This is a genomic window from Mycobacterium sp. AZCC_0083, from assembly GCF_014202335.1.
GTDB lineage: Bacteria > Actinomycetota > Actinomycetes > Mycobacteriales > Mycobacteriaceae > Mycobacterium.
Genome location: NZ_JACHGP010000005.1, coordinates 317,100 through 343,775 on the forward strand (window position 1 = coordinate 317,100; position 26,676 = coordinate 343,775).

Consider the following 26,676-nt stretch of genomic DNA (forward strand, 5'->3'; position numbering starts at 1 on the left):
CTCGTCGATCTACAATCCGAAACTCTTGCCGATGATTTCGCGCTGAATCCCGTTGGCGCCGCCATAGATCGGGGGTGCCAGGGCCTTGCGCACCTGCATCTCCATGCCGAACTCCACGGTGTAGCCGTTGCCGCCCATCAGCTGAAGGCCTTCCAGGGCCACCATTTTGGCTACTTCGGTGCACTTCAGTTTGGCCATCGAGCCTTCGCGGGCCAACTGGTCCTCCAACCCGGCGTCGATCTGGGCGGCTACGTGGTAGACGAAGGCCCTGCAATACTCGACCTCGGTGGCCAGATCGGCGATGCTGTGCCGGACCGCCTGGAAGCTGCCGATCGGCTTGCCGAACTGTTCACGGGTGCGCACATAGGCGATGGCGTCTTCCAGCGACCGGCGTGCCGCACCGAGTGACATCGCCGCGATGATGAGCCGCTCCACGTTGAGCCCGCGCATCAACCGGTGCCAGGCGTCGCCGATTCCGCCGACGACATTGGCCACCGGTACCGACACGTCGGTGAAGAACACGTCATTGACGGTATGGCCGTCCATGGTCTCGATCGGCCGGATGTCGAGTCCCGGCGAGTCGGTCGGCAGGTAGAGCAGCGTCAGCCCATCGTGCTTGCCGGCGCTGGAGTCGGTGCGGGTGAGCACCAGGAGATGGTCGGCGAGGTGCGCCGCGGTGATCCAGGTCTTCTGGCCGTTGACCACGAACCGATCGCCGTCGCGCACCGCCTTGGTGGTCACGCCACTCAGATCCGACCCCGCGCCTGGCTCGGAGAGGGCGATCGCCTCGAAGCGACCGCTGCACAGGTTGTTCAGCACTTCCTTCTTCTGCTGCTCGTCGCCGTGGCGCAGGTAGGTCTGCGCGGCGGTCAGCCCGGTGCCGTAGGCGTGGATCGGGGCCAGCCCCCGCGCGGTCTCCTCGAGGAAGATGCACTCCTCGACCATCCCCGCGCCGCCACCGCCATACTCGGCGGGTAGCGATACCCCGAGCCAGCCGAGCTCTGCGAACATTCGCAGCACCTTGGGACTGTTCGACAGCCGTCCGTCGTCGGTGAGCGCCTCGCGTTGTCGTGCCGTGGCGCAGTTCTTCGCGCAGAAGTGCTCGATCGCGGCGGCGAATTCCAATTGATCGGTGGTGAACATCTCGGCGCCGTGCCTCTCATCGTCAAACGAAAGAGCTTTCGGTCTGACCATATCAAACGTTTGACATTTAGACGATGGTCGCGCAGGCTTGTGGTGCCCGTCACACCGGAGGAGAAGTGATGCTGGCACAACACATGGACCGCGCTGCCGACGACATCGAGCGCGCGCGCGAGATCGTCCGCCTGACCCAACACGTGCTCGACGGCCGTGAAGTCTGCGCCAGCTTCGGCGACGCCGATCTGCAAGCCGCCGATGCGGCACTATCCGCGGCCCGGCGGGCGTTGTGCGAGCACCTCCAAGGTTCCCTCGTCGCACCGCACGACGGATGTCACGGCGAGATCGCCGCGTTGCTGCTGCGCTCAGAACTGGCGCAAGTTTCGCTGAAGGACGCCATTCTGGCCCGGCACACCGAGATGGTGCTCGGCGCGCAGGAAGCACTCGGCAGCCTGCGTGGCGTCGCGACGGTGGCGTCGCTGGCCGAGCGCGCGCCCGCCGCTGCGCACCGGATGGGATTCAGCCGGATCCTGTTCTCGCGGATCCGCGATGGCAATTGGATCGCCTGCTCGGCGTGGGCGGACGAGGACGAGGAGTTCGCCCAGACGATGGTGGCCGTCGGTGCGGCCAATCCACGACGCCTCAGCGGGCCCCTGATGGAAAGTGAGATGGTGCGGCGCGGAGTTCCGATCCTGGTGCGCGACCCTCAGTCCAACCCGCGCGTTCACCCCGAATTGGCGGCGGTGACCAAAACTGCCGGATACGTCGCGGCACCCGTGTCGACTTGGGGCAGGCCGATCGGGCTGCTGCACGCCGACCGCAGCACCGAACGACCCGGTGTCCACGAGGTCGACCGCGATGTCCTCGCAATGTTCGCCGAGGGTCTCGGTCTTGCGTTCGAGCGCAACCTGATGATGGACCGGCTCCAAGCCATGCGCAGAGCCGCCGACGAACACCTGCGTGCGGCGACCGCGTTGGCCGACGACTTCACCCTCGACGTGATGGACCGCGCCGGCTCTGCCTCCGCGCCGGTGGAGCAGCTGCTGCAGACATCAGACCCGCTGCGACATCCCACGTTCGGCCCGGCCGGCGGACACCTTCGCGACCTGACCGCCCGAGAGATCGACGTGTTGCGTGGGATGGCCGCTGGTCAGACCAACGCGCAAGTCGCTCTCAGTCTGTTCGTGGCGGAGGGCACCGTGAAATCACATGTCAAACACATCTTGCGAAAGCTGGGCGCGGCCAACCGGACCGACGCGGTCACCAAGTACCACCAGCTTGGCAGGTGACCGGTGACGTTGGGCCGGTAACGGGCTTGCGATCCCGACCGACAATCGCCTGTCTCCTCAGAGGGATCGAAAAGCCCCTCGCCGAGGGACGCGATGTGGCGCCATGTGCGCATACCGTGACCGTGTGCCGCCGGTCGATCACGAGCTGAACCTCACCACGCAGGCGATCCTGACGTATGGCAGCTGGGCGCTGACCGCGGTGATCCTCGGGCTGGCCATTCGGATGGGGATACGCGAGCGCACGCCGTTCTACGCGCTCATGGTGTTGGCCGCCATGCTCGGCGCCTTTGCCGAGCCGCTCTACGACGTGGCGATGATGCTGTACTTCTACTCGACAGCGGGCATGTGGACGCATTTCACCGCGTTCGACATCCCGCAGCCGATCTGGACGCACAGTGGCTATGTGGTCTTGTACGCCGCCCCGGCAATTTACATCGCCTACCAGATCGCCCGCGGAACGATGACCCGCAACAAGCTGTTCGTCTTGGCCGGCATCACGCTGCTCGAATCGGCCGCGTTCGAGATGGTCGGCATCAACGGCGGTCTCTACACCTACTGGGGTCCACATGTCTTCCGGATCTTGCAGTACCCGTTGGTGATTGGTGTGCTCGAAGCTGCTCAAGTGATCTGCTTCGCGGTGGCAGCGTCGCAGCTGCGTGCCCGCTGCACCCGTCAGCGGCAACTGCTGATCCTGTTCGTCCTGTTTCCAATCACATTCTTCGGGGTCAACTTCGGCGCGGGTTGGCCCACCATCATCGCCGTACACCTTGAGCACCCCTCGACACCGCTGACCGCTGCGGCAACCATGCTCAGCATCAGCTTCGCGGTCGTGCTGGTGCGCATGGAGTCATCCTTTCTGCCGCAAAAATCGGCGAGTGCTGATGCAGAAGTGCCGCATCCCACGTAGACAATCACCCAGGGAGCTTTGCTCATGGCCGCAACCACGTCCACAAACATTCGTCACGGCTTCTACATCGCCGCCGGCGCCGTGGCGCTGGTGTTGACCTGGCCGCATGCATTTTCCTGGATGGCGGCCGGCGGAAACATCCTCAACCCGATCGAGTTCTTCGGTGACGCAATAGCGGCAGGCGGCACCGCCGCCTTCCTGAGCATCGACATGGCCATCGCCTGGCTGGTCTTCATGGTGTGGGTTGTGTCCGACAGCAAGAGGATTGGGCTGGGGTACAAGTGGGGCTGGGCCTTCGTGGCGTTGTCCTACATCGGCGTCTCGATGGCGTTCCCGGTGTACCTGGTCGTCCGCGAGCGCTACCTCGACAAGCATGCCCCGTCACCCGAGTCGGCCGTCCAGCCTGCCACGTGACGTGTCAAACGCTTGACGCGTCGGACAGGTTCGAGACGAAATCGCGGACGTTTTCCTGCGTGAACTGATCCGGGGATCTGGACCCGCTCGCGTGAATCGCGTCCTGCGCGAGGCGGATCATCTGCGGTCCCTCATCGAGGAGCAACTGGCTAAGCCCAAGCGCGGCGCAGGTTCTCAGCGCTGGATACAGGACGTGGACCGCTTCGTCGTGGTCGCCTGCCACGCCGAGACAGTGCGCGAATTGGAGACTTGCGCCGAGGTGGGCACGGGGGCGATCGTGCTGATCGATGCGATCACGGCAAGCGCGGGCCCGCGCGCATGCTTCATCCAGCGCCTCGGGCGTCCCGGCTTGCAGGAGCACTCGGATCTGTGTGCCTTCAATCAGTTCGGCTGTCACGCCATCGAGTTCGTCCGGGCGTTCAGACTGCGAATGGGTGATCCGCAGCGCCAGAGAGTCGTCGATCGGCATCCCCGACAGGGCGGCAATCCGGGCACTGACGTTCACAAGCCGAGCCTGCAGTCGCGGGAGTTGCAGAGTCTTGGCGATGTCGAGCCCCTCGGCGAGTCGGCGGTGCGCGGCCGCTGCGTCACCGCGAGCGAACTTCAGCATCGCTCCAGTTCCGAAGCTGGCGAGCATGAAGTCGACGATTCCGCCCTCGGCGCCCAAAGCGTATGCGTCGTCGAGCAGTAGTTCGGCTTCGTCGAGTTGGCCGTGTTCGTAGAAAAGCTCCCCCAACAAGGCTCCGGCAAGCTTTGCGATATAGGTGGGGCGACCGGACGGCAATAGTGCGATGCGCATCGCGTGGCGCAGGTGCGCTTCGGCGCCTGCAATGTCGAGTTGCTCGTTGGCGGCAATCCCGGCAAAACAGTATCCGTAGCTCACGCTCAGCGTGCCTGAGATCCGATCGTGGAATTGACGTCCCCACCGCTGCCATCGAAGCGCGTCATCGAAGTCCAACGCCCGGAGCGCCCGAAATGATGCGAGGTCGGCTGCGCGGCAAAGTATGAAGGGCCGCAGTGTGTCTGACCTGTCGACACACGCCTCAACGGCGGTTTCAGCCAGGCTGCCGACACGGTCCTGGAACGCGGCGATAACCGCTCGAATCAGGTCCATTTCGGCGCGCAGATCGCCCTCTTCGACCTTCGTAGCCGAGTCCATGCCTACCTCGGCTAGCCGAAGTGCCTCTTCGACGGCGGCCAGCCGGTGAAGGACGACGTTTGCCCACGCAAGGTCGACTTGAAGCCTGGGGCGGGCATCGGCTTGTTGGGCAGGCAGCTTGGCCGCGAGCCCGATCAACGTGCTCATCTGCGACTGTTCCATCAGGTCGGTGGCCGCGCGCTCGACGGCGTCCACCGCCTGCAGAGCCTGGCCGCCGAGGATCAGATGATCAACGGCCTGGCTGAGCATGTGGTGTTCGGTGAACCACTGCGCTGCTCTTCGGTGCAGCTGCGGTATCCGATCCTCTGCGTCCCGCTCGAGGCGCTGCAGCAGGTACTCGGCGAACAGGTGGTGGTATTCGAACCATGTTCCCTCGGCGTCGGTCCTGCGAAGAAACAGGTCACGTCTTTCGATCTCTTCGAGGCGGCTTCGGTTGCGCGGGTCGCCGGTCAGCGCGGCGGCCAGTCCGCTGCAGATCTGTTTGGGAATGCACGTCGCAAGCAGAAAGTCGAGCAGGCCCGGTTCAAGGCTGTCCAAGACGTTCGACGCTAGGTACTCACCCAATGCTTCGTTGCGTCCGGACAGATGCTCGATGAGCGCGGCCGGATCAGCCCGATCACGCAGCGTCAAGGACGCCAGCTGTAATGCAGCTGCCCAGCCGTCTGTGCACTCCTCCAGTTCGGCCAGGTTCGCTGCGGTCAGGTGCAGGCCACCCTGGTCGACCAGCATCGCCTCGGTTTCGGCGCTGTCGAAGCGTAGATGCGTCGCATTGATCTCGATGAGCTCACCCCGAACTCGAAGGGTGCTGAGGGGAAGGTCGGTGCGGGTTCGGCTTGCGACAATCAAATGCAGGTGATGGCAGCTGTTTTCGACTAGATAGGCGAGCGCTTTCGCGGTTTCGGTGTCATCGACGCGATGCCAGTCGTCGAGCACCAGCACCAGGGTTTCCTTGTCGCAGTGCAGTCGATCGATCAAGGCATTGAGCACGTATTGCTGGGCGTTGTCCACATGCCCTTCGAACTCCTGCTGTAGCGCGTCGGCGAGGTCGGGCATCGTGCGCCGAATCGCCTCGATCAGATGCGCGAGAAACCAGACCACATTGTTGTCGTCGCCGTCGATGGCCAACCATGCGCCCTTCAGACCGCCTCGAGTGAGGGCTTCGCCCCACTGCGCAGCCACGGTGCTCTTGCCATAGCCGGCCGGGGCGTGAATGAGGACCAGCTTCGGCCGTCGTCCCGAGCCGAGGCGCTCGAGGATTCGGTGCCGCCGAACGGTCGGTCGAGTGAAGGTGGGTGGACGAAACCGCGTCGGCGCGCTCGGCGGGTAATGCGCCCGCCGGCCCGAGCCCGAGTGCCCACGTGCGGCGATGCCGACGTCGGAAACCGCGTCATCTGCCTCGGCCTGCGAGGGCGCCAACTCGAGCGGAACAGCGGCGATGCTGAGCCCGACGTGGGCGCCTGCCTCACGCAGGATCTCCCCGAATGCCGCGGCAGAACCGGGGCGCCGCACGGGGTCGATATCCAGCGCGACCTCCAATGCCGAGCCAACCGGATCGGGCACACCTTTGGCCCGCAGATCTGGAATCGGACCGGCCAGCACGCGACGAACGAATGCGGCGGGGTTCTCGCCTGGCCGAAACACGAACGGGGGTTCGCCATTGAGCAGTGTGAAGACAGTCGCAGCCAACCCATACACGTCGGCGGCGACCGATGCGGCACGTCCCTCGAACAGCTCGGGCGCGGTGTACGACGGGGATCCGACCAAGACGTTCGCCGCCGTTTCACGGCTGCCCGCGATGCGCGCAATGCCGAAGTCTCCGAGTTGTGGTTCACCGTAATTGGTGAGTAAGACGTTGGGCGGTTTGATGTCCCGATGAAGAACGCCGGCTCGGTGAGCGGTTTCCAGCGCACCGGCCAATCGCACCCCGATCGTCAACGCCTCGTTGACCTCGAGCGGTCCATGTCCCTTTATCCAGGAGCCCAGCGTGTCACGACTGTGATAGGGCATCACGATGTACGGACGGCCCGCGAAGGTCAGGCCGCTGTGGAGGACCGGCACGATGTTCGGATGCCCCGACACCCGTCCCATCGCACGCTGCTCACGGGCGAAATCCTCGAGGTCGGGGTCATCTCGATCGGAGTTGAGCACCTTGATCGCCACGACGCGGTCCAATGACGGCTGCCCGCAGCGGTACACGACGCCGAAGCCGCCGCGGCCCACTGGCTGCGCATCTTCGTAACCCTCTGCCTCGAGTTCGGCGACGATTCCGGTAGCGAGCCTGCGCTGTGTGTCGTCAGGACTGCTCATCGATACTCCCCGCTCGCCCGACAAGCGCTACCTCCGCTTTACCTTTGCTGCGGCTGTTGCAGCGTACTGCGGCCGACCTGCCCGCAACGACGTTTCGGCACCACCGTCGACGATCGAATTGCCCCCTTCGAGAGGCAAGAGCCGCTCAATGAGGAGACGCGCAACAGCGGAAAGGTGACCACACTTGGAGAACAACAGGATCACGCAGGCGGTGCGCGAAGCGCCGTGAAGTTCAGGATCCAAACCCACCGAGCGGAAACGAGACCTAGAACATGTCGCAGTACTTCACCGCAATCGCCTTCCTCCTCATGGTCGTCTCCCCTCCCCTCATCCCGGCGCTCGTCGCCGTAGTCCACCGGAGTCTCCGCGGAGTTCGCGCGGTCGCCAGGATGCGCAGGGCACAGCCGGCCGCGGCGTTGTCCTAGCCCACGCGAATCCGCAGAGCCATGGGACGCGGCACAGCGCAAGGTGTTCGGTAGGCAAAGGTGCGCCTCTTCGGAGGCGCACCTTTGCCTATCTGCGCTGTTGGGCTGTCCGCGCGAGTGAGGCCATTTGCTCTATCGAGGCGGTCCGTATGCGACCGTACGATCAATGCTGTTCTGTGACCACACGCCGATCTTGGTGTACGCGCAGTTCTGCATGATCGCGAGATATGCCGGGTCGTAATACGACTGATTGACTAGTTCGATGCCGCTGATCGCCAGGGCCGGATCAATGGCTGATCTTCAGGGTCGACATCACACGGGGTCGAATTGTGAGATCAGCCAACGGCCGTCGATCTTGTCGACCGTGACGCGGACGCTGGACGCCGTGTTGGTCGGCGCGGTCTTACCGACGACGACGGACTGATTGACGAACAGCAGCACCGATGCGTGAGTCGCGGTCGCCGACGTCTGCGCCGCGGCCGAGACGGTGGCCGTCGCCGATATCTGCTTCTGCTTTGCGCCCGGAATCACCACATCACGGGTCAACGTGGAGTACGAGTCCAGGAAAGCTCCCGTCAGACGGCTCTTGGCCGCTTCGAGGTCCTTGTCCACGGTCTCGGAGCGGTATGACAGTAGCGCGATGGTGCCTTCGACCGCAGCCTGCACGGTTTGTGGCTGGGTTGCCTGCTCCTCGCGCAGGGCGCCGCCCTGCCACTTCAGATAGCCCGCACCCGATGCGACGATCAGCGCCAATCCCGGCAGGAGCACGTAGGCGGCCAGCCGCGACCAGCCAATGCGCCGTGCACTTCGGGGCCGTTCAACTTCGTCTGATTCGCCAGTCGGGCTGGATGCGGCAGAATCGTCATCGACGGCTTCGGTTGCCGTCGGGCCGGCTCCGCGGCGGAACATGGGCCACCTCATTGCACGAACTCCACATTGGAGACTTTCGCTTGGTCGCCCACGTGGGTTACCGCGATGCGCAGTCGCCAGCCATGCGGATCTGACTGCGGCGCACCGGCATTCGACGTCGCCACCGTCACGGCCACCAACACTTCAGCGTTCCCGGCCGACTGCGACTCCAGCCCGGCCTCGGAGACAGTGCCGACCGTGGTCGACTGCGTCTTCTTGACCAACTCGACGAACGGCTGTGACCGCTTGGAGAAGTCGTCGTAGAACTGTCCGGTGGCCCCTTCGAGAATTCGTTGCACATCGCGGTCGGCCTGCTGCCAGTCGATCGTGGTCAAGTTGACTGCGCCCTGCCTGGCTGCCTGAAGGAGCTGACTTCGCTCGGCCTGCAATTGCTGCGCCTGGTAGGCATGAAAGCCCAACCATCCCGCCACGGCCGCCAACGTCACAACGGTGGCAATTCCGAACTGGATTGCTCGCTTCACCACGGAGGTGGGCTGTTTCGACTGCACGGCGGCGCCACCGTCTGCGTCGTCTTCGGCGGGCTCGGCGGAGAACTCCTCGAAATCGAGGATACCGTCGGTATCTGCACAATCAGTCGCTAGCGGCATACCATCTTCCGATCATCGTCGCGGGAGGTGTTGTCGAAGAACCCCGGTCGGCGCTCAAGCCGATGCCGTTGGGCCGTTGGCGGCCGACGCACCGGCACCTGGCCCCTCAACCCGACGGCGGAATCAGCATGTTCTGCCATGTCTTCTCCTCAGGCGCAGTCTGGGCCAAGTCGGACTGCGTGTGGACGTTGCCGTCGGGGCCGACATACTTGCCGGTCGCCGGGTCGTACGTGGCGGTGGCTATCGGTGGCGGCGAGGCAGGATCAGGAGCTGCCGCGGGGGGCGTTCCTGGCGGCAACTGTGGGACGGCTTGGCCAGACAGCGTGGCGTTGGGATCGCCCTTCCAGTTGTAGCCGTCGTTGAGCGGCACGTACTGCTCGTCGCTTTCGCACATCTTCACCGTCGGTGCGCGCTTGCCTGCCACGGTTTCACACGGGATGTTCCTGGCGCCGCGCACGTTCCACGGGGAGTCCTGTGGGACCCTGCAATACAGGTCGCCAGCCGCGCGGTTGGGATAGTCCTCGAAGGTGGGAATCCGCTGCTGCTGGACGGGCAAGAAACCGGTGGTGCATGGCGGCGGTAGGTTGAGGTTGAGATTGAAGCTGAGGTATTGGCCCTTGTAAGCCTGCTTGGTGTTGACGTTGGCCAGGATGCCCGCCTGTCCGTAAGCGACGGACTGCGGCAACAGGACTAGGAGCTGCTCGATGTCGTTCTGGTAGGCCAGCCCGACCTGAGCGATGCTGACGAGATTCGACAGCAGGATCGGCAACGTCGGTTGTAGCCGCTCGACCAGCTGGCGTACCTCGCCTGCGGCGGGGCCGCCCTTGTCGATGATGCCGGCGACGTCGTCGTCATGGTTCTTCAACTCACTGGTCACGGTGGCCAGGTTTGACGCCCACGCCTGAATCGCATTGGACGTGTTGGTTTGCGAATCGAGGACCGGCTTGGATTGCTCGATCAATGCGATTAGTGGGTCGAGATTCTTGCGCGCTTCGATGGCCAGGTCGGATGAGCCCTTGACCAGGCGGGACAATTCGGGTCCGAGACCGCCTACGGCGGTGTAGGACTCGTCGATGACGGTCTTCAGGTCGTCGCGAGGCACCGCTCTCAGACCGGTGTTGAGGGTGTCGAGCAGCGAGTTGATGTCGGGCGGCACCGAGGCGTCGGCTAGCGGAATCACGTCGCCGTTCTTCAGCGGGGGGGAGGTGCCGCTGCGGGGCACCAACTCGACGAACTGTTCACCGATCGCCGTCTGGCTGTGCACCTCGGCCTTGAGATCCGACGGGATGTCAATCCCGGATTTGAGCGATAACAGCGCTTGTACACCGCTGTCGGTCAGCTGCACCGCTTTCACCCGGCCCACCTCGCTACCGCGATAGGTGACATTGCCGGTGCTGTAGAGCCCACCGGTTTCCGGCAGTTCCAGCGTCACCGTATAGCGGCCGACACCGAATAGGTTGGCTGGCAACTTCATGAAGTGAAACGCCATCAGCGACATCGCGACGAGCGCGATGACGGAAAAGATGGCCAGCTGGATCTTGATCTGTCGATGTAAGTGCATTTACGGCCCCTGGTCCCAGCGGTACGCGATGGTCAGCGGGTTGCCCGGGTTGTTTGGGCCCCCGGCGGTGCACGGGCTGGGGTACTGCCCGATTGTGCGGCCCCACTGAAGCTCCAGCTCGGTCAGATCGCACTCCCAACGGGTGCCGGTGAAGAATCCCGAGTCGATGCGGCTGAGCGTCAGGTCAACGATCGCCGTGAGGTTGGCGTAGTCCCCTCGCTGCCATTTTTCGATCGTCTCGTTCGGGAACGGGTAGGTGGGAATCAGGCCGAGTGATCGCGTCAGGCTGGGGCCCGCATTGGCCAGTGACTCCAACACGGGTCCTACCTGCTGTAGCTCCTTGACCAGATTTTCCTTGGTTTGGTTGACCGTGTCGGTGGTCAAGGCGCTGAACTTGCCAAGCTGATCGGCGGCCTCGACGAGGTTGTCCCGCTCGCCGTTGAGCACCGCGAGGGCCTCGGGGATGGTGTTGAGCGCCTTGTCCAGAACGGGTTGGCGCGCGGCAAACTTTCCGGCCAGCTGGTTCAGGCTGTCGGTGGCCGCAATGATGTCACCGGTTTGATCGTTGACGTATGCGGTGAACTTGTCCAGTTGCCCGATCAGACTGTGCAGGTCTTGCTCCCGCCCCCGGAACGCCGTGCTGAATGCCTCGGTGATGTCCTGTACCTGGCCTAGTCCGCCACCGTTGAGCACCATCGACAGCGCTGCCAGTGTCTGCTCGACCGTGGGAAAGGCTCCGCCCTGCGACAACGGAATGAGCGAGCCGTCGTGCAGCTTGCCTTGCGGTGGGGCGTCTTTCGGTGGTGCCAGCTCGACGTGCAACGACCCTAGCAAGCTGGTCTGGCCGAGCTTGATGGTCGCATTGGCGGGCACGTCGGCGTCGCCGTTGAGCTTCATCGTCAGAAGCGCATGCCAGCCCTGGCGCTCGATCTTGGTCACGGTGCCCACCGTTACGTCGGAGACCCGTACTCGTGCGTTCGGCTGCAGGTTGCTGATGTCCGGCATCTGTGCCTGGACCTCGAAAGAGCCAGGCCCACCACCCTGAGTGCCCGGCAGCGGAAGCGTGTTGAGCCCGCGCCAGCTGGCGCAACCACTGATCGCTGCCAGAACCACGATCGTCATCACCAGGGTCAGCGCCTTCCGGCGCGGTGAGTGCAGCCTCATGAGCCACCTCCGGGCGGAACCATCAGGCCGGGCAGGCCTGCGGTGGGATCGGTCGCGAGCGTCGGCGTATCCGCGGTCTGTGCTTCCGCGGGTAGCGGCGGGCCCGGCGGCGCCTCCGCGGGGGGCGGGACGTCGGCGGCCGGTGGAACGAAGTCAGGCCGCATCCAATCCTCGCTATAGGTGATCTCGTTTGGTCTGGCCTGTGGTCCGACGAAGAGGTTCTCCCCGATCGGGGGAAAGTTGTACTGACGGTTCTTCACGATCGGCGCCAGATATTGCGCGCAGAGCTTTGCCGATTGCTCACCGCCCATGCGGGAAGCCGACTGGATGGCACCGCAGAGGAACGAGATCGGGTTGGCGAAGTTGTTGATTGCCAGAGCGCCGGTCAGCGAGCCGTTGGCAGGCTCGTAGATGTTGTTGAAGTTCTGAATCGTCGAGGGGGCGATGTGCAGTGTCTGCTTGATGTCATCAAGGCTGCCGACCAGCACGTTCGTGATTGACGCCAACTTGTCCGACGTGGTGCCGATCGCTTCGCGGTTCTCCGCCGTAAAGCTCTGCACATCGCCGACCACCGAGTTGAGATCCTGGGCGGCCTGACCGACTTTGTTCGGGTCATCGGCCAACACCGAGGACACCGAGGCCAGGTTCTGGTTGAGCTGCTCGAGCAGATCGGTGCTGTCATGCAGCGCCGTCACCAGCGTCGAAAGGTTCTTGAAGGTGGCGAAGATGTCCTGGCTGTGGTCCCCGAGCGCGGACACCGCCTGAGACAACTTGATAACGGTGTCGCGGATGTTGGCACCTTGCCCCCGCAGGTTGGTCGCGGCGGTGCTGATGAATCCGCCGAGTGTGCTGAGACCCCCGGGCTTGGTGGGCTGCAACAGTTGGCTTACCCGCTCAAGTTGGACCTTGATGTCGTCCCACTCGACCGGCACCGCGGTGCGGTCCTGTGGGATGACCGCGCCGTCCTCCATCGTTGGACCGCCCGCATATGGCGGCGTCAGCTGGATGGCTCTGCCCGTCACCAGTTGAGGCGACAGGATCGCAGCCTTGACGTCGGCCGGCACCTTGTAGCGGGGATCGAACCAGAAGGTGATCTTTGCTCGTTCAGGCTGCGGCTCAATCGTGTCGATCTTGCCCACCGGCACGCCCCGGATCAGCACGTCGTCGCCAGGGAACACCCCGGTGCTGTTCTCGAAATAGGCAACCACCTTGGTTCTGGCGAACTGGCCTGTCCCCCTCATCGCGACGAACACGCCGGCGGCGAGGACGACGACGAGCAACGCCGCTAGCACAACGCGCGGGCGTCGTAGTCGTGTCATCATGGCTGGCCCCCAGGTTGATTCGGCGGCGGCACTTCACCGGGTGCGGTCACGTATACCGGAGCGGGCGTCGGCTCTGGTGTGGACTGCAGCTCCGGCGGCGACGGAGCGGGCGGACCCGGTGGCGGACCGCCCGGCGGCGGGGCAGGCAGGGGTTCGCGGTAGGGGTAACGGCCTGGGAATTGGGTCGGTAAGTTCGGATCGGCGTTTCCGGTGATCGCGTCCGGCAGGTTCAGATGCGGCTCGCCGCCCTGCCCTGTCCGCGGGTATGGCATCGGTAGGGGCGGGGTCCCTGGCTGGCCGGTCTGCGGATCCGTTCGCTGCGACGGCAGCAAGGTGGCTGGGTCCAATCCCAAGTCGGAGAACGCCGCGTCGACGAAGGGCTGCACGAACTGTCCTGGGAACAGGTTGACCACATATGCCTTGAAGAACGGCCCCGAGGAAACAGATTCACCTAGCGACATGGCGTAGGAGTTGAGCAGCTTGATGGCCTGCTGCACGCGATCCTTGCGATCGTCGACGATCGTGAGCACTCCGTTGAGCTTGTCCAGCGCAGGGCGCAATTGCTGTCGGTTCTCGGCGATGAACCCCTTCAACTGCTGCGAAACGGCCGAGATGTTGGTCCAGATCTGATCCAGTGCAGCGCTTTGCGTCTGCAGCTGCGCCAGCAGGGCGTTGGTGTTGCGCACCAAGCTGACCACCTGGTCAGTGCGCTTGGCGAGCACACCCGTGGCCTTGGCCGCGTTGTCGAGCAGGGTGCGCAGTTGGGCGTCGCGTTCGTTGAGTGTCTGCGAGAACCGCGCCACGCCGGATACGGCATTTCGCAGATCCGGGGCGGTGTTGGCAAAGGTTTGCGAGAGGGTGGCCAATGAATCCGACAGCTGGTTGGTGTTCAGCCCGCTGATGGTGCTGGACAAGTCGCCAAGCGCGTCCGGCAGCTGGTAGGGCGACGCCGTCCGGTCGATCGGGATGGTGGCGGTCAGCTCGGTGTCGCCACGGGGTATGACGTCCATCGCCTTGCTGCCCAGCAAGCTCTTGGTTTTGATCGCGGCCTCGGTGCGGTCCCCCAGAAAGACGTCCTTGTCGAGACTGAACGTGACCAGCACACCGGGCCCTTCGAGTTCGATGCTGGAGACCTTGCCTACTGGAAAGCCCGAGACGTCGACGGAGGCGCCTGTGTGTAGCCCTCCTGCGTCGGCGAAGTAGGCCGAATATTCGTTGGTCTGGTTCACGAAGGGCAGCTTCTGGTAGTTGAGTGCGCCCAGCACGAGGGTCAGCACTGCCGCGACGCCGACGGCGCCAATGACCAAGGGGCTGCGCTCGGAGAATGTCTTCATCTGGGCGCGCACCGTCCCGTGCTCTGGCCTGCCACCTTGACGTAGACCGGCTGGCCGCCTTTGCCATTGAGTTTCAGCACGACATCACAGAGATAGAAGCTGAAGAAATCGCCGTACATACCCTGACGGCCCAGCGCCCTGTACTTGTCGGGCAGGGTGTCAATGATCTTTTCTACGTACTCGTGGTCGGCCAGCACGATGCCAGCGGTCCGGTCGGTCTCGTGGACCACCTTCTTCAAGGGCTCACGGGCTTGGGACATCAAGTCGGCGACCGAGCCGGCGGCGGCGTTGGTGTAGGCCACCGCGTTCGAAATGTCCACCTTGCGCTGCGCCAGATGATCGATCAGCTCCGACAGCGACGTCACCGCTTTGTCCAGCTTGTCGCTTTGCCCGCCGAGCGACCCCAGCACCACGTTGAGGTTGGTGATGACCTGCCCGAAGAGCTGATCGCGGTCGGCCAGCGTGTTGGTCACTGCGGCCGCCTGGTCCAGGAACGAGCCGATCGTGGCACCCTGTCCCTGGAACGCCTGCAGCAACTGGCCGCTCAAATCGTTGACCTGGTCTGGACTCAACGCCCGGAACAGCGGCCGGAAGCCGCCGATCACTGCGTCCAGGTCCAATGCAGGTTGCGTGCGCGACAGGGGAATCGTATCGCCTGGGTTGAGTTTCTTGACTCCCCCGGCACCTTCATCCAGGGCCAGGTAGCGGTCGCCGAACAGGTTGTCGTACCGGATCACTGCCTGGCTTCCTTCTGTGAGAACAACGGAATCGTCGGCGGTGAACTCGACCCGCACGGTCGAATCCCGGTTCACGGAGATGTTCTGAACCTTGCCGACCTCCACGCCGGCGATCCGCACCAGACTGTTCTTTCTCATGTTGGACACGTTGCTGAACACGGCGGAGTACGTCTTACCCTCGGTGAACCGGAACTCTGCGAAAATCGTCAGCAGCACGAACGCACCGAATAGGCAGACCGTCAAGAAGATGGTCAGACGCCAGGCGGCTCCTCTGAAGTTGTCCATCAGCTTTCCTCCGGGTTGTGCAAATCGTCGGCGGTCACGGTGGCGTCTGGCCGTTCTGGTCTGGCTGAGCTGGGCCTGGGCCGGGTGGTGCCGGTGGCAATCCGGGCCATAGCGGCACCCCGCCGGGCCCGTATAGCGCCGCACCGTACGGAGGTGCGCCCGGATATGAGACCGGCCCGATTGCCGGCCCGGGGATGCACTGTCGGATGCTGGGCGGCTGGGGTATGGCCCGGGTTACCGGTAGGTAGTCGTTCCAGCACGGATGCCCGATGCCCGGGTTGGGCCGCATATCGAGGCCGGTTCCCCATCCGGTGTTCGTGACGAGCTGGCGCACCGGGAAGTTCTTCGTGGCGTCGGGCAACGAGCCACACCCGGGTTTTCCTCCGGGTCCGCCCTTGGCCGCCACGGTGGGCAGGTTGTCGGGATAGGCGTAGGGGTCGTTGCCGAGCAGCAGGCCGACGTCGAGGTTGATCGTCCGGCCGTCAGCGCCACCCCACACCGAATAGCCGCCGTTGTTGAGGAACCACGTCGCCCCTTGCAGCCAGCAGGTGTACTCCGGGTTGTACTTGAGCAACAGGTTCGTCGTCGGCTCGAGGGTGTTGACCGACTTTATGAAACTGTCCTTGCTCGAGCCGAGCAGTTCGGTCCCCGACTTCGACAAGCCGATGACGTTGAGCAGCAAGGTGTCCAGCGCGCTCGAATGCTTCACGACGGTCGTGGCGGTGGTGCTGGAGGCGTCGAGGATAGTCAGAATGTCGTCGGCGGCCGTGGCGTAGGTGTCGTTGAACTTCTTGAACGACTGCCAGTCTGCGCGGATGGTCTCACTGCGTGCGTTGAGTGCGGTCAACACTTCGTTGAGGTCGGTGGTGGCCTGGCCCATCCGCTCGCCCTGCCCGCGTACTCCCTCGGCAACGGCGCTGAGCACCGCGTTCAGCTTCGCCGGATCGACCATGTCAAGCAGATCCACGACGTTCTCGAAGACCGTGTTCACCTCAGTGGTGACGTTGTTCGAAATCAGCTCTGCACCGGCGGCCAGCCGGGCAGCACTCGGGTTCTGCGGGTACTCCAAGTCGACGAACTTGGCGCCGAACGCCGTGGTCACCCGGATTTTTGCCTGCACGTTAGCCGGGATGTAGCGGATCTGGTCGGGCTGGATCTCAAGCGTCAACCTGGCCCCGTCCTTGGCGGTCGAGACCTGGCTCACCCGTCCTACCTGCACGCCGCGCAGCTTGACCTTGGCGTTGGTTTCCATGATTAGCCCGGACCGATCCGATGTCAGGGTCACCGGGACGTAGGACCTGAACGTGCCGGCAAAGATGGCCGCGGTGGCCACCAGGAATGCGACGATCGCCGTCACCAGGATCACCGTCCACCATCCGGTGGGGATCCGTTGTTCTCCTGGCCGTGGTTCCATAGCCGCTACCCCGCCAGGTTGAAGTTGCCGGACTGCCCATAGACGGCGAGCGAGATCATCGCGATCTCAACCGCCGCGATCACCATCGAGGTGCGCACCGCCCGGCCGACTGCCTCGCCCACGCCGGCAGGCCCACCGCTGGCGGTGTACCCGTAGTAGGTGTGCACCAGCATGATGACGACCGTCATTGCCACGCATTGGAAGAACGACCAGACCAGATCCGTGGGGTTGAGGAATGTGTTGAAGTAGTGGTCGTAGACGCCGGATCCCTGGCCGTAAATGGCGGTGGTGCCGACGCGGGCGGCCAGGAAGGCCATCATGACCGCAACGCAGTACAGCGGGATGACCACGATCACCCCGGCGAGCACGCGCGTCGATGCCAGGTAGGTGACGCTGCGGATTCCGATCACTTCCAGGGCGTCGATCTCTTCGTTGATCCGCATCGCACCGATCTGCGCTGTGGCGCCAGCTCCGATGGTTGCCGATAACGCAACGGAGGTGGTTCCGGGCACGATCAGCCGGACGTTGAAGAATGCCGACGCGAATCCGGTGAGGGCTTCCACACCGACGGAACCCAATTGGTTGTATCCCTGCACCGCGACCAACGCTCCGGTGGTCATCGTGAGAAAGCCGACGATCGCGACGGTTCCGCCGACCACCGCCAGCGCTCCGGAACCCAATCCCATCTGAGCGATCAACCGCAACAATTCGGTCCGGTAGTTGATGATCGCATCGGGAATCGCCTTGAGTGTCTTGGCGTAGAACCGTGTCTGAGTCCCGATCCGCATCCACCCGGCGACCAGGCTGGCCCTGCTGCTTTTCAGCCGTGCATACTGTTTGCTGGGAATGGTCGCCGTCATGGGATGCTCACCTCAGGAGACCGTGAACTGGATGCCGACGGCGGTCACGATCACATTGATCGCAAACAACACCATGAAGGTGAACACCACGGTCTCGTTGACCGCGTTGCCGACACCGGCCGGGCCACCGCCGACCGAAATGCCCTTGTAGCAAGCGATGAGCCCGGCGCCGAGCCCGAACAGCATCGCCTTGACCATCGAGACGACGACGTCGGCTGTGCCGGTGAGCAGAGTCAGGCCGGCGATGAACGCACCTGCCGAAACATGCTGGATGAACACGCAGAACAAGAATGCCCCGGTCAAGCCGACCAGGATCACCGTCGCCGACAGCGCCAACGACACGGTGGTTGCCGCCAACACGCGCGGAACCACAAGCGCCTGAATGGGATTGATCCCCATCACCCGCAGTGCATCCAGTTCGTCCCGAATGGTCCGGGCCCCCAGATCGGCGCACATCGCGGTGGCGCCCGCGCCCGAGACCACCAGCACCGTGACGATCGGGCCGATCTGATTGACAGTGCCGATCGCGGCACCCGTCCCGGAGAAATCCGCAGCGCCGAACTCGGTCAGCAGGATGTTGAAGGTGAACACCAGCAGTACCGAGTACGGCATGGTCAACATCAACGCCGGTAGTACCGAGACGCGTGCCACGAACCATGACTGGAGGACGTACTCGTGCCAGGCGAACGGCGGCTTGAACAACTGGACCAAGGTGTCAAGGGACATTGCAAAGAAGTCGCCGAGTGCGCGCACCGGCTTGGTGGCAGTAGACGTCGCCGTCATCCCGTCCGCCCCCACGACCCGGTCGTCTTCACCCGATGTTGCGCATCGTCACGCTCAGCCGTCGGCATGGCGGAACGGTATCGACCCGATCACTACGGTGACTGCTCCACCAAGAGGGATTATCGGTACCTCGTCAGAGTCACTTCAACCTGTGGTGCGGCACCCGTCGCTTCGTCGGTCTGCACAGCACCCAAACTTGCGTCCGCGTCAATCCCTGATACCAGTGGTTCCGCCGTCTCGGTACTCACCTGCGGAAATGCCTGGCTGGCAAGAGTTTTCGCGGATGCGCAATTCGACGCGCCGGACCTTGCCCGAGATGGTCTTCGGTAGTTCCGTGAGGTCGATGAGCCGGATGCGTTGATAGGCAGCCAATCTGCCGGGGGTCGAACCAGCCCAGCGCCAAATTGAACCGCTCCGCAACCATCGGGCCGGGTCGAACCCGCTCGCCGGCGGCCTCGTGGTCCTCGCGGTGTCGCACCAGCAGGTCGCGCGCCGCGCGGTACGCTGCTCCCCCTGACTCTCGATCCATGGATCCATACCCCTGTCTTCGATTGATGGGAGACTTGCTCTGCGCCGTCACCGCGGCGCCGACCCGGACGAGGAGGCTGCGCGTGGCACCTCGCGAGCCTGCGCTGCGCTCCTCTCGGGCTGAACGAGTTGCGGCCGATCTCGAGCACGAGATCCTCAGCGCCCGCCTGCCGATCGGTGCCCACCTTGGCCGCCGGTCGGAGCTCATGGACCGATTCGGTATCAGCCCGACCGTGATGAACGAGACGCTGCGCATCCTGCGTGATCGCGACCTGGTGAGCGTCCGGCCGGGGCCCGGTGGCGGGATCACCGTGGCCAGCGCACCCCCACAAGTCCGCGTCGGCGCGCTCGACCTGTGGTTTCAGACCTCCACGCCGCACCCTCTCGACCTTTTCGAAGCCCGGTTGTATTTGGAATTCGGACTGACCAAGGCGGCGTTCGAGCGGGCCACCCCCGACGACGTCGGCGCGATGCGCGCGGCAATGACCACGCTGCGGGCCAGCACAACCAGTGCGCAGCAGTTCTTCGACGGGGTGTTGGCGTTTCACGGCGTCGTCGCAGCCGCGGCGCACATTCCCGTACTGGAGGGGATGCATCAGCTCGTGGTGACCAGCATCAGGGCGGTGTTGACCCGGGTGGTGTTCGTCGGCGACCACCAGGAGCTGCTGGCCAGGAGTTTGGACGTGCACGACGACATCGTGGCGTCGATCGCGCTGCATGATCAGCCGTCGTTCGTCGACGCCATCAACCGCCATGATCACGACCTGATCCGCGCCGACGACCCGGACCGCACGCCGGACACCCCGCAGCATCCCTGACCGACGTCGCCCGCGATCTGCCGGGTACCTCTGCATTTCACGTTTCCACGTTGGGTTGCGTCCTGCGCGCATACGCTCCACCACCACCTCCTCGCTGTGATCCACAGCATTGTGAATGCATGTCTTGAATTATGCAGTCATAATTGCTACGTTTGAAAGCGACCAGTCCCCTAGAACGTTGGGAGCCGCACGATCGACGCGGACCGGAACCCCCGCCCAGGACTCGTCGATGTTCACACCCACGCCATCGACGTCGACCTGCCCGACCTGCGCCAGGCCTACCCACACGATCGCTGGCCAGGCGTCGAGCGGACGAGTGACACCGACGCGTCCTTGACATTCGGCGGAGCCCCGTACCGCCGGATCGACCACCGGTGCTGGTCACCGGTCGCCCGGCTGGCCGACATGGATCGCGATGGTGTTGCAGTACAAGTACTTTCACCAATTCCAGTGACATTCTGCTACCACAACTCGGCGGCAGGGGCGGCCGAACTGGCGGCCACACAAAACGACTTCTTCGCTGCGATCGTCCGCGAACATCCCGACCGATTCGCTGCGCTCGCAGCCATTCCACTGCAGGACAGCGACAGGGCAATCGACGAGATGCGCCGATGCATGCGCACTCCTGGATTTCTCGGGGTGGAGATCGGCACCCAGGTCGGCGGCCTGGAACTAGCGGACCCGAGCTTTGACCGATTCTTCGCCGTCGCTGCCGAACTCGGTGCCCTGGTGCTCGTGCATCCCAACGACCAGGACCTGCTTCCACGAATGGCGCAGGCCGGCATCGGATTCGGCGCCGGGATGCCCGTCGAGACTGGCGTGGCGGCCGCGCTGCTGATCACCAGTGGAGCGCTCGAGCGCCGACCCGGTGTGCGCTTGTGCTTCGCGCATGGGGCCGGAACGCTGCCTGCCATGATCGGCCGACTCGACAAGGGCGCGCTCATCGCCGGAACGCCACGCACGTCACCCGATCTACCCAGCAGGCAGGCGGCCCGACTGTGGTGCGACTCGTTGACGTATCACCGCCCGGCACTGCTGGCGGCCATCGACGTGTTCGGGGCCGATCACGTCGTCCTGGGCTCCGACTACCCGTTTCCGGCCATGCCCGATCCGATCGAGGACGTCGTGGCCGACCTGCCTCCCGATCTACGCCACCGGATCGGCCGAACCAATGTGGAGGGAATTCATGGCGCACTTCTTGGGTCTGGGCATCACTCACTACCCGCTGCTGGCCGGTACTGACGACCACATGGCGGGTCTGCTGAGGTGGACCCTGAACGACCCCGACATCCCCGCCGAGGCCAAGGACCCGGCCAATTGGTCCGCATCGATGCGCGCCGAGTGGGGTACCGACAACGGTGTCGCCGCTGCCGCCCAACATCGAAAACTATTGGTGAATAACCTTGCCCGGTGCCGTGGTGCGCTGGACGAATTCGCACCAGACGTCATCGTGGTGTGGGGCGACGACCAGTATGAGAACTTTCGCGAAGAAGTCATCCCCCCGTTCTGCGTGCTGGCCTACGGCGATGTCGAGGTAGATCCGTTCGAGGTGATGACCAACCGGGGCAGCCCCAACGTGTGGGGACTACCCGACGACACCACCATGACGTTGCACGGCGACGCCGAAGGCGCCCGGCAGCTCACCGACGGGCTGCTCGAACGCGGCTTCGACGTGGCCTATTCGTATCAGAAGCGGACCAAATCGCCCTTCCCGCATGCCATCGCCAACACCCAGTTGTTCCTGGACTATCCGTACGCCGGCCGCCAGTTCCCCTATCGGATGATCCCGATCACCGTCAACTGCTACGGCCAGCACGCGATCGCGCGGCGCGGCGGGCTGGCTCGCTTCGCCGAGATCGCCACGGAGAAACTGGATCCGGTCGGCCCGTCCCCTGCGCGGTGCTTTGCGCTGGGCCGAGCGGTGGCACAGTCGTTCGCCGACACCGACCTTCGCGTCGCGTTGGTCGCCTCGTCGAGTTGGTCGCACGCGTTTCTGGCTGACAAGACCTGGCACATCACCCCGGACACCGAGGCAGACCTACGGCTCTACGACCTGTTCGCCGCCGGTGATTACGCCAAGTGGGAAGCGACCACCACTGCCCAGATCGTCGATGCCGGACAGCACGAAATGCTGAATTGGTTCTGCCTGACCGGCGCCGCCGACGAACTGGGCCTGGCCCTGGCGTGGTCCGACCTCGTGGTCACCGACGTCTTCAACTCCAACAAATGTTTCGCCGTCTTCGCCGAAGGAAAGAAACCATGACGACATCCAGTGCGGCACCACCGACGATGACGCCCCTGACCATGGAGGCTGGTGGAATCACGACCACGTACCTCGAGGCCGGTTCCGGTGATCCGGTCCTGATGCTGCACGGCTCCGGTCCGGGTGTGTCGGCGACGGCTAACTGGCAGTACAACATTCCCGTGCTGGCAGAGAAGTTCCGCGTGCTGGCCCCCGACATCATTGGGTTCGGCGGCACCGAGCGTCCTGCCGACATCGTCTATTCGCTGCGCGCCTGGACCGACCACGTGTGGGGGTTCCTCGACGCGCACTCCATCGAGAAGACGGCGATCGTCGGCAACTCCCTGGGGGGGCGCATCGCACTACAGATGGCCACGGACCGGCCTGACCGAATCTCCCGGATGGTCCTGATGGGCTCGCCGGGGGTGGGCATGACGCCGACCGACGGTCTTGCCGCGCTGCGCGCCTACGAGCCGTCACACGACGCGATGCGTGCGCTGCTGCGCAACTACTTTGCGGTGAACCCCGCGCTCATCACCGACGAGCTGGTCGCGATCCGCTACGAGGCCAGCATCGCCGACGGCGCCTACGAGGCATACCGAGCGATGTTCTTCGATCCGCGCCACAAGGGATCCGAACTCGGCATCACCGAGGACGAGGTGCGCGCCATCACCACCCCCGCACTGCTGGTACACGGCCGCGAGGACAGGGTGGTGTCGTTGTCGGTGTCGGTCACGATGCTTGGTCTGCTGCCCAACGCCGACCTGCACGTGTTCAGCCACTGCGGCCACTGGACCCAGATCGAGCGCGCTGACGAGTTCTCCGCACTGGTCTGCGATTTCCTGGGCCGCTCGTGAGCACCGGCACCGAGAGATGGACCGCCGAGTCCACCACGGCCACCGAAGACACCGCGATCCAGCCGCTGGTGGTCGACGATCAGGTCAATCAGACCTTCCGGGTGCATCGGTCAGCGATGACCTCGCCGCAGGTGCATCGAGCCGAGATCGAACGGATTTTCACCACGTCGTGGCTCTACGTCGGCCACGAGTCGGAGATCCCGCATCCCGGCGACTTCGTGCGCCGGCCGCTGGCCGGGCGGCCGATATTCATGGTTCGCGGCGTGGACAGCGGGAACATCAACGTGTTCCACAATTCGTGCACGCATCGCGGTGCGCTGGTGTGCCGCCAGGATACGGGCACAGCCAAGGTGTTCTCCTGCTTCTACCACGCCTGGTCGTTCGACACCGAGGGCAAGCTCAAGGGCGTACCGGACCGCGATGCCTACGCGGGCGGGTTGAGATTCGACGAGCTTGGGCTCAAACGGGTAGCGCGTGTCGAGTCCTACCGCGGCTTCGTCTTCGCGAGCTTCGATCCCAAGATCGTCGATCTGACCACCTATCTCGCCGGCGCGAAGGATTACATCGACCTGGTGGTCGATGGGTGCGGCGGCAATGTCGAGCTAGCCAGGGGGACGAACGAGTACAGCTTCACCGCAAACTGGAAGTTGTTGGTGGAGAACAGCATCGACGGCTACCACGCGCAGTCCACCCATGACACATACTTCAAGTACCTGGTGTCGATCGGTACCGATCTGCAGGGCGGCGTCAAGGGCCGTGCCATCGCGTTGGGAAACGGGCACGCGGTGATCGAGTACTCCGCTCCGTGGGGACGTCCTGTCGCCAGGTGGGAGCCGTTGTTCGGGGAGGAGGCCCGTGACGAAATCGACCGGCTGCGTGCTGATCTGGTGAGCCGCTACGGCGAGGAACGGGCCCACAGCATGGCCGAGGTGAACCGCAACCTGCTGATCTATCCCAACCTGATCATCAACGACATCATGGCGGTCACGGTGCGCACCCTGTTCCCGTCGGCGCCAGACCGGGTCGATGTCACGGCCTGGCAACTCGCGCCCCGCGACGAACTGCCCAGCCTGCGGCAGCGCCGGCTCGACAGCTTCCTGACGTTCCTGGGTCCGGGCGGCTTCGCCACGCCTGACGACGTCGAGGCATTGGAGTCCTGCCAGCAGGGCTACGCAGGCGGCGGCGTCGAATGGAACGACATCTCACGCGGGATGGGGCGCGGACCGCTGGCCAACGACGAAGAGCAAATGCGCGAGTTCTGGCGGCGCTGGCAACAGCAGATGGGATCCGCGGCAGATCGGGCAGGTGCGAGATGAGCGCTGTTCTGGCCGTATCGAGACAACAGGTCGAGGACTTCCTCTACAGCGAAGCGGCCCTGCTGGATACCTGGTCGCTGGACGACTGGCTCGCATTAGTGGACGTCGATGCCAAGTACGAGGTGCCGTGCAACGATGCACCCGACGGCGACCCCAATACCGACCTGCTGCTCATCGACGATGACTACCCGCGCCTGCGGGCACGGGTGACTAGGCTCAACAGCCGCCGCGCCCACCGCGAATACCCGCACTCCCGCACCAACCACCAGATTTTCAACGTCAGGGTGGCGGACCCCGACGATGCCGGCGAGATCGGCGTGACGGCGTCGTTCACGGTGTGGCGGTTCCGCGGCGGCAAGACGAGCTGTTACGTCGGGCGCTACCTGTACCGGCTTCGCCAGTCCGACAACGGCTTCCGGATTGCATTCAAGCGCGCCGAGCTCGACATGACGGATCTGCGCGCCGTCTCGGACGTGGCGATCATCCTGTGAGCGCCGCGCTGTCGGGCCGCACCGCGGTCGTCACTGGCGCATCGTCGGGAATCGGATTGGGTATCGCACGGCGGCTCACCGCCGACGGTGCCTGCGTCTTCGCCGCAACGCGGTGCAAGGAGGACCTGGAAAAGGTCTTGGAGCAGGTCGGCGTCGCAGGTGGATTCTTCGGAGAGCTCCAGCGGGCTGGCGTGGCCGACGACCTGGTCAACACTGCGATCGGCGAGTTGGGTCATATCGACATCCTGGTGAACAACGCCGGCGGCGGCGTCATCGCGCCGACGCTGGAACACACCGAGGAGACGCTGCGAGCCACGGTCGACAACAACCTGTGGACCACGATTTACTGTGTGCGAGCCGCGCTGCCCCACATGGTGTCTCGAGCCCACGGCCGAATCATCAACATCGGCGCCGACTCGGTGCGCACCGGGCTGATGGACCACGCGATGTACAACGCTGCCAAGGGCGGCGTGCATGCGATGGTTACCGGGCTGGCGGTCGAGTACGCAAAGGACGGCCTCACCGCGAACACCGTGGCGCCCAGCTACATCCAGACCCCCGAACTGACCGCACTATTCGAAACCGACAGCGCGCCACCGCGTCTGCTCCAAGTCGTCGAGCAAGCCACCGCCATCGTTCCGATCGGACGGCCGGGAACACCCGACGAAGTCGCCGCAGCCGTCGCCTTTCTCGCAGCCGAAGACAGCCGGTTCATCACCGGACAGACGATCTACGTCAACGGCGCCGCCAGCATGGGCTGAGCGCCCTCCCGCCAGAATGGGCCATCACTTCATCCCTCGCCGCAACCGGCAAGTAGGTCACATTCAGCCTTGCCATTTCGGTCTGACCATTTTAATGTCATCCCCATGACCTCTACCGCCCCGGTCAGATTCAGCTACGGGTCCGCCGACGGCCGGCAGCTGGCCGCCTATCGCTGGGACGCTGATGACGGGCAGGCGCCCTCAGGCGTCGTGGTGCTACTGCACGGCATGGGTGAGCACATCCGCCGGTACGACCATGTCGCCGACGCGCTCGCGTCCGCGGGTTACATGGTGTACGGGCACGATCACAGAGGCCATGGCGCCTCGCTGGTCGCCAACGAAGAACCGGGCCACCTCGGCCCCAACGGATGGGCCACCTTGATTGACGACTTGGGCCTGGCGATCGACCAAGCGAAATCAAGCCACCCTGGCCTTCCGGTAGTGGTGGTGGCGCATAGTATGGGTTCCTTTGCGACTCAACAGTTTCTGCTCGATCACGGCACGGACGTCGATGCTGTCGCGCTCATCGGGACCGCCGCCCTCGACCTTCTCGAGCCGGCCTTGGATCCCAGCCGTGATCTGGATCTGTCCGCCTTCAACGCCGCGTTTGCGCCTGCGCGTACGGATTTCGACTGGCTCTCGCGTGACGAGGCGATGGTCGATGCCTATCTCGCCGACCCGTTGTGCGGGTTCGGGATCGACGCCGGATCGGCCAGAGACATGTTCGCCGGTGCACGCCGACTCGCCGATCCCGCCGAGGTAGCGCGCATGCCTCGCTACCTTCCCTTGTACATCGCGGTCGGTTCGAAAGACCCTGTCAACGCCGACCTCGCCCTGCTGTGGCCGCTCGTCGACAGATACCGCGACGCCGGTCTTTGCGACGTCACCATTCGCGTGTACGAGGACGCGCGACACGAGGTCCTCAACGAGATCAACCGGAGACAGGTGATCGACGACCTCCAGGGGTGGTTGCGGCGGGCCTCGGTCGTCCCGCTGCGCGAAACCGGAGGAATGACTCGTGATTGACCCCGCGGGGCATCGGTCTGGC

Annotated in this window: 24 protein-coding genes and 1 pseudogene; 12 read left to right on the plus strand and 13 right to left on the minus strand. The window is 64.3% G+C overall.

Annotated features, from left to right (window positions below; all coding sequences use genetic code 11):
- Positions 1 to 9 precede the first annotated feature (9 nt).
- Positions 10 to 1,143, minus strand: a complete 1,134-nt coding sequence (locus tag HNP02_RS14660) for an acyl-CoA dehydrogenase family protein (protein ID WP_184439529.1) — start codon at positions 1,141 to 1,143, stop codon at positions 10 to 12.
- A 119-nt stretch (positions 1,144 to 1,262) separates the two neighbouring features.
- On the opposite strand from HNP02_RS14660, the gene HNP02_RS14665 reads away from it, so the two are divergent.
- The 3 genes from HNP02_RS14665 to HNP02_RS14675 all read left to right on the plus strand — a co-directional run bounded on the left by HNP02_RS14665 (position 1,263) and on the right by HNP02_RS14675 (position 3,747).
- The gene (locus tag HNP02_RS14665) at positions 1,263 to 2,426 is read left to right on the plus strand and encodes a LuxR C-terminal-related transcriptional regulator (RefSeq protein WP_184439531.1); all 1,164 of its coding nucleotides are present in this window, start codon (positions 1,263 to 1,265) and stop codon (positions 2,424 to 2,426) included.
- Positions 2,427 to 2,550: 124 nt separating this feature from the next.
- A complete protein-coding gene (locus HNP02_RS14670; protein ID WP_184439533.1) occupies positions 2,551 to 3,333 on the plus strand; it encodes a hypothetical protein in 783 nt (260 codons plus the stop codon).
- A 24-nt stretch (positions 3,334 to 3,357) separates the two neighbouring features.
- Positions 3,358 to 3,747, plus strand: coding sequence for a DUF2834 domain-containing protein (locus HNP02_RS14675; protein ID WP_184439535.1), 390 nt, complete (start codon positions 3,358 to 3,360; stop codon positions 3,745 to 3,747).
- Positions 3,748 to 3,751: 4 nt separating this feature from the next.
- Here the strand turns inward: HNP02_RS14675 and HNP02_RS14680 are convergent, their stop codons facing one another.
- A complete protein-coding gene (locus tag HNP02_RS14680; RefSeq protein WP_184439537.1) occupies positions 3,752 to 7,213 on the minus strand; it encodes a serine/threonine-protein kinase in 3,462 nt (1,153 codons plus the stop codon).
- A 272-nt stretch (positions 7,214 to 7,485) separates the two neighbouring features.
- Between HNP02_RS14680 and HNP02_RS14685 the strand changes: the two genes are divergently transcribed.
- Positions 7,486 to 7,638, plus strand: coding sequence for a hypothetical protein (locus HNP02_RS14685; protein ID WP_184439539.1), 153 nt, complete (start codon positions 7,486 to 7,488; stop codon positions 7,636 to 7,638).
- Positions 7,639 to 7,770: 132 nt separating this feature from the next.
- Here HNP02_RS14685 and HNP02_RS42720 read toward each other — a convergent pair.
- The 11 genes and pseudogenes from HNP02_RS42720 to HNP02_RS14735 form a co-directional block, all read right to left on the minus strand.
- Positions 7,771 to 7,932 (minus strand): annotated as a pseudogene (locus HNP02_RS42720) (CAP domain-containing protein); the annotation flags it as partial.
- A gap of 18 nt (positions 7,933 to 7,950) precedes the next feature.
- A complete protein-coding gene (locus tag HNP02_RS14690) occupies positions 7,951 to 8,433 on the minus strand; it encodes a hypothetical protein (RefSeq protein ID WP_184439907.1) in 483 nt (160 codons plus the stop codon).
- Positions 8,434 to 8,555: 122 nt separating this feature from the next.
- Positions 8,556 to 9,155, minus strand: a complete 600-nt coding sequence (locus HNP02_RS14695) for a mammalian cell entry protein (protein ID WP_255506519.1) — start codon at positions 9,153 to 9,155, stop codon at positions 8,556 to 8,558.
- A 106-nt stretch (positions 9,156 to 9,261) separates the two neighbouring features.
- Entirely contained in the window at positions 9,262 to 10,716 is a 1,455-nt protein-coding gene (locus HNP02_RS14700) for an MCE family protein (protein ID WP_184439541.1), read from the minus strand.
- Positions 10,717 to 11,838, minus strand: coding sequence for a virulence factor Mce family protein (locus HNP02_RS14705; protein WP_375373675.1), 1,122 nt, complete (start codon positions 11,836 to 11,838; stop codon positions 10,717 to 10,719).
- A gap of 38 nt (positions 11,839 to 11,876) precedes the next feature.
- A complete protein-coding gene (locus tag HNP02_RS14710) occupies positions 11,877 to 13,202 on the minus strand; it encodes a virulence factor Mce family protein (RefSeq protein WP_184439543.1) in 1,326 nt (441 codons plus the stop codon).
- Positions 13,199 to 14,536, minus strand: coding sequence for a virulence factor Mce family protein (locus HNP02_RS14715; protein WP_184439546.1), 1,338 nt, complete (start codon positions 14,534 to 14,536; stop codon positions 13,199 to 13,201). Before HNP02_RS14715 ends, HNP02_RS14710 begins: the two co-directional genes overlap by 4 nt.
- Positions 14,533 to 15,558, minus strand: a complete 1,026-nt coding sequence (locus tag HNP02_RS14720) for a virulence factor Mce family protein (protein ID WP_184439548.1) — start codon at positions 15,556 to 15,558, stop codon at positions 14,533 to 14,535. Before HNP02_RS14720 ends, HNP02_RS14715 begins: the two co-directional genes overlap by 4 nt.
- A 34-nt stretch (positions 15,559 to 15,592) precedes the next feature.
- Positions 15,593 to 16,972 carry an MCE family protein gene (locus HNP02_RS14725; protein ID WP_184439550.1) on the minus strand — a complete coding sequence of 460 codons (1,380 nt, stop codon included), beginning with the start codon at positions 16,970 to 16,972 and terminating at the stop codon, positions 15,593 to 15,595.
- Between the two features lie 5 nt (positions 16,973 to 16,977).
- The gene (locus HNP02_RS14730) at positions 16,978 to 17,832 is read right to left on the minus strand and encodes an ABC transporter permease (protein ID WP_184439552.1); all 855 of its coding nucleotides are present in this window, start codon (positions 17,830 to 17,832) and stop codon (positions 16,978 to 16,980) included.
- Between the two features lie 12 nt (positions 17,833 to 17,844).
- Positions 17,845 to 18,615 carry an ABC transporter permease gene (locus HNP02_RS14735; protein ID WP_184439554.1) on the minus strand — a complete coding sequence of 257 codons (771 nt, stop codon included), beginning with the start codon at positions 18,613 to 18,615 and terminating at the stop codon, positions 17,845 to 17,847.
- Between the two features lie 611 nt (positions 18,616 to 19,226).
- Here HNP02_RS14735 and HNP02_RS14740 point away from each other — a divergent pair.
- The 8 genes from HNP02_RS14740 (at position 19,227) to HNP02_RS14775 (ending at position 26,654) form a co-directional block, all read left to right on the plus strand.
- The gene (locus tag HNP02_RS14740; protein WP_309241559.1) at positions 19,227 to 19,961 is read left to right on the plus strand and encodes an FCD domain-containing protein; all 735 of its coding nucleotides are present in this window, start codon (positions 19,227 to 19,229) and stop codon (positions 19,959 to 19,961) included.
- A 192-nt stretch (positions 19,962 to 20,153) separates the two neighbouring features.
- Positions 20,154 to 21,203, plus strand: coding sequence for an amidohydrolase family protein (locus tag HNP02_RS14745; RefSeq protein WP_184439913.1), 1,050 nt, complete (start codon positions 20,154 to 20,156; stop codon positions 21,201 to 21,203).
- Positions 21,148 to 22,224, plus strand: a complete 1,077-nt coding sequence (locus HNP02_RS14750) for an extradiol ring-cleavage dioxygenase (protein ID WP_184439558.1) — start codon at positions 21,148 to 21,150, stop codon at positions 22,222 to 22,224. Before HNP02_RS14745 ends, HNP02_RS14750 begins: the two co-directional genes overlap by 56 nt.
- Positions 22,221 to 23,060, plus strand: coding sequence for an alpha/beta fold hydrolase (locus tag HNP02_RS14755; protein WP_184439560.1), 840 nt, complete (start codon positions 22,221 to 22,223; stop codon positions 23,058 to 23,060). The genes HNP02_RS14750 and HNP02_RS14755 overlap by 4 nt, the downstream gene beginning before the upstream one ends.
- A complete protein-coding gene (locus tag HNP02_RS14760; RefSeq protein ID WP_309241560.1) occupies positions 23,057 to 24,376 on the plus strand; it encodes an aromatic ring-hydroxylating dioxygenase subunit alpha in 1,320 nt (439 codons plus the stop codon). Before HNP02_RS14755 ends, HNP02_RS14760 begins: the two co-directional genes overlap by 4 nt.
- Positions 24,373 to 24,867: an aromatic-ring-hydroxylating dioxygenase subunit beta gene (locus HNP02_RS14765; protein ID WP_184439562.1), complete on the plus strand. Its 495-nt coding sequence runs from the start codon at positions 24,373 to 24,375 to the stop codon at positions 24,865 to 24,867. The genes HNP02_RS14760 and HNP02_RS14765 overlap by 4 nt, the downstream gene beginning before the upstream one ends.
- Positions 24,864 to 25,628, plus strand: coding sequence for an SDR family oxidoreductase (locus HNP02_RS14770; protein ID WP_184439564.1), 765 nt, complete (start codon positions 24,864 to 24,866; stop codon positions 25,626 to 25,628). The genes HNP02_RS14765 and HNP02_RS14770 overlap by 4 nt, the downstream gene beginning before the upstream one ends.
- A gap of 105 nt (positions 25,629 to 25,733) precedes the next feature.
- On the plus strand, positions 25,734 to 26,654 hold the full coding sequence (locus HNP02_RS14775; RefSeq protein WP_184439566.1) for an alpha/beta hydrolase: 921 nt from the start codon (positions 25,734 to 25,736) through the stop codon (positions 26,652 to 26,654).
- The last annotated feature ends 22 nt before the right edge of the window (positions 26,655 to 26,676 follow it).

Bases quoted from the DNA above. Each gene is read 5' to 3' on its own strand.
- HNP02_RS14775 (WP_184439566.1), top strand. From the start codon at position 25,734: ATGACCTCTACCGCCCCGGTCAGATTCAGCTACGGGTCCGCCGACGGC.
- HNP02_RS14660 (WP_184439529.1), bottom strand. From the start codon at position 1,143: ATGTTCACCACCGATCAATTGGAATTCGCCGCCGCGATCGAGCACTTC.
- HNP02_RS14700 (WP_184439541.1), bottom strand. From the start codon at position 10,716: ATGCACTTACATCGACAGATCAAGATCCAGCTGGCCATCTTTTCCGTC.
- HNP02_RS14750 (WP_184439558.1), top strand. From the start codon at position 21,148: ATGGCGCACTTCTTGGGTCTGGGCATCACTCACTACCCGCTGCTGGCC.
- HNP02_RS14730 (WP_184439552.1), bottom strand. From the start codon at position 17,832: ATGACGGCGACCATTCCCAGCAAACAGTATGCACGGCTGAAAAGCAGC.
- HNP02_RS14680 (WP_184439537.1), bottom strand. From the start codon at position 7,213: ATGAGCAGTCCTGACGACACACAGCGCAGGCTCGCTACCGGAATCGTC.
- HNP02_RS14685 (WP_184439539.1), top strand. From the start codon at position 7,486: ATGTCGCAGTACTTCACCGCAATCGCCTTCCTCCTCATGGTCGTCTCC.
- HNP02_RS14765 (WP_184439562.1), top strand. From the start codon at position 24,373: ATGAGCGCTGTTCTGGCCGTATCGAGACAACAGGTCGAGGACTTCCTC.
- HNP02_RS14695 (WP_255506519.1), bottom strand. From the start codon at position 9,155: ATGCCGCTAGCGACTGATTGTGCAGATACCGACGGTATCCTCGATTTC.
- HNP02_RS14705 (WP_375373675.1), bottom strand. From the start codon at position 11,838: ATGACGATCGTGGTTCTGGCAGCGATCAGTGGTTGCGCCAGCTGGCGC.
- HNP02_RS14665 (WP_184439531.1), top strand. From the start codon at position 1,263: ATGCTGGCACAACACATGGACCGCGCTGCCGACGACATCGAGCGCGCG.
- HNP02_RS14715 (WP_184439546.1), bottom strand. From the start codon at position 14,536: ATGAAGACATTCTCCGAGCGCAGCCCCTTGGTCATTGGCGCCGTCGGC.
- HNP02_RS14755 (WP_184439560.1), top strand. From the start codon at position 22,221: ATGACGACATCCAGTGCGGCACCACCGACGATGACGCCCCTGACCATG.
- HNP02_RS14710 (WP_184439543.1), bottom strand. From the start codon at position 13,202: ATGATGACACGACTACGACGCCCGCGCGTTGTGCTAGCGGCGTTGCTC.
- HNP02_RS14725 (WP_184439550.1), bottom strand. From the start codon at position 16,972: ATGGAACCACGGCCAGGAGAACAACGGATCCCCACCGGATGGTGGACG.
- HNP02_RS14735 (WP_184439554.1), bottom strand. From the start codon at position 18,615: ATGACGGCGACGTCTACTGCCACCAAGCCGGTGCGCGCACTCGGCGAC.
- HNP02_RS14675 (WP_184439535.1), top strand. From the start codon at position 3,358: ATGGCCGCAACCACGTCCACAAACATTCGTCACGGCTTCTACATCGCC.
- HNP02_RS14720 (WP_184439548.1), bottom strand. From the start codon at position 15,558: ATGGACAACTTCAGAGGAGCCGCCTGGCGTCTGACCATCTTCTTGACG.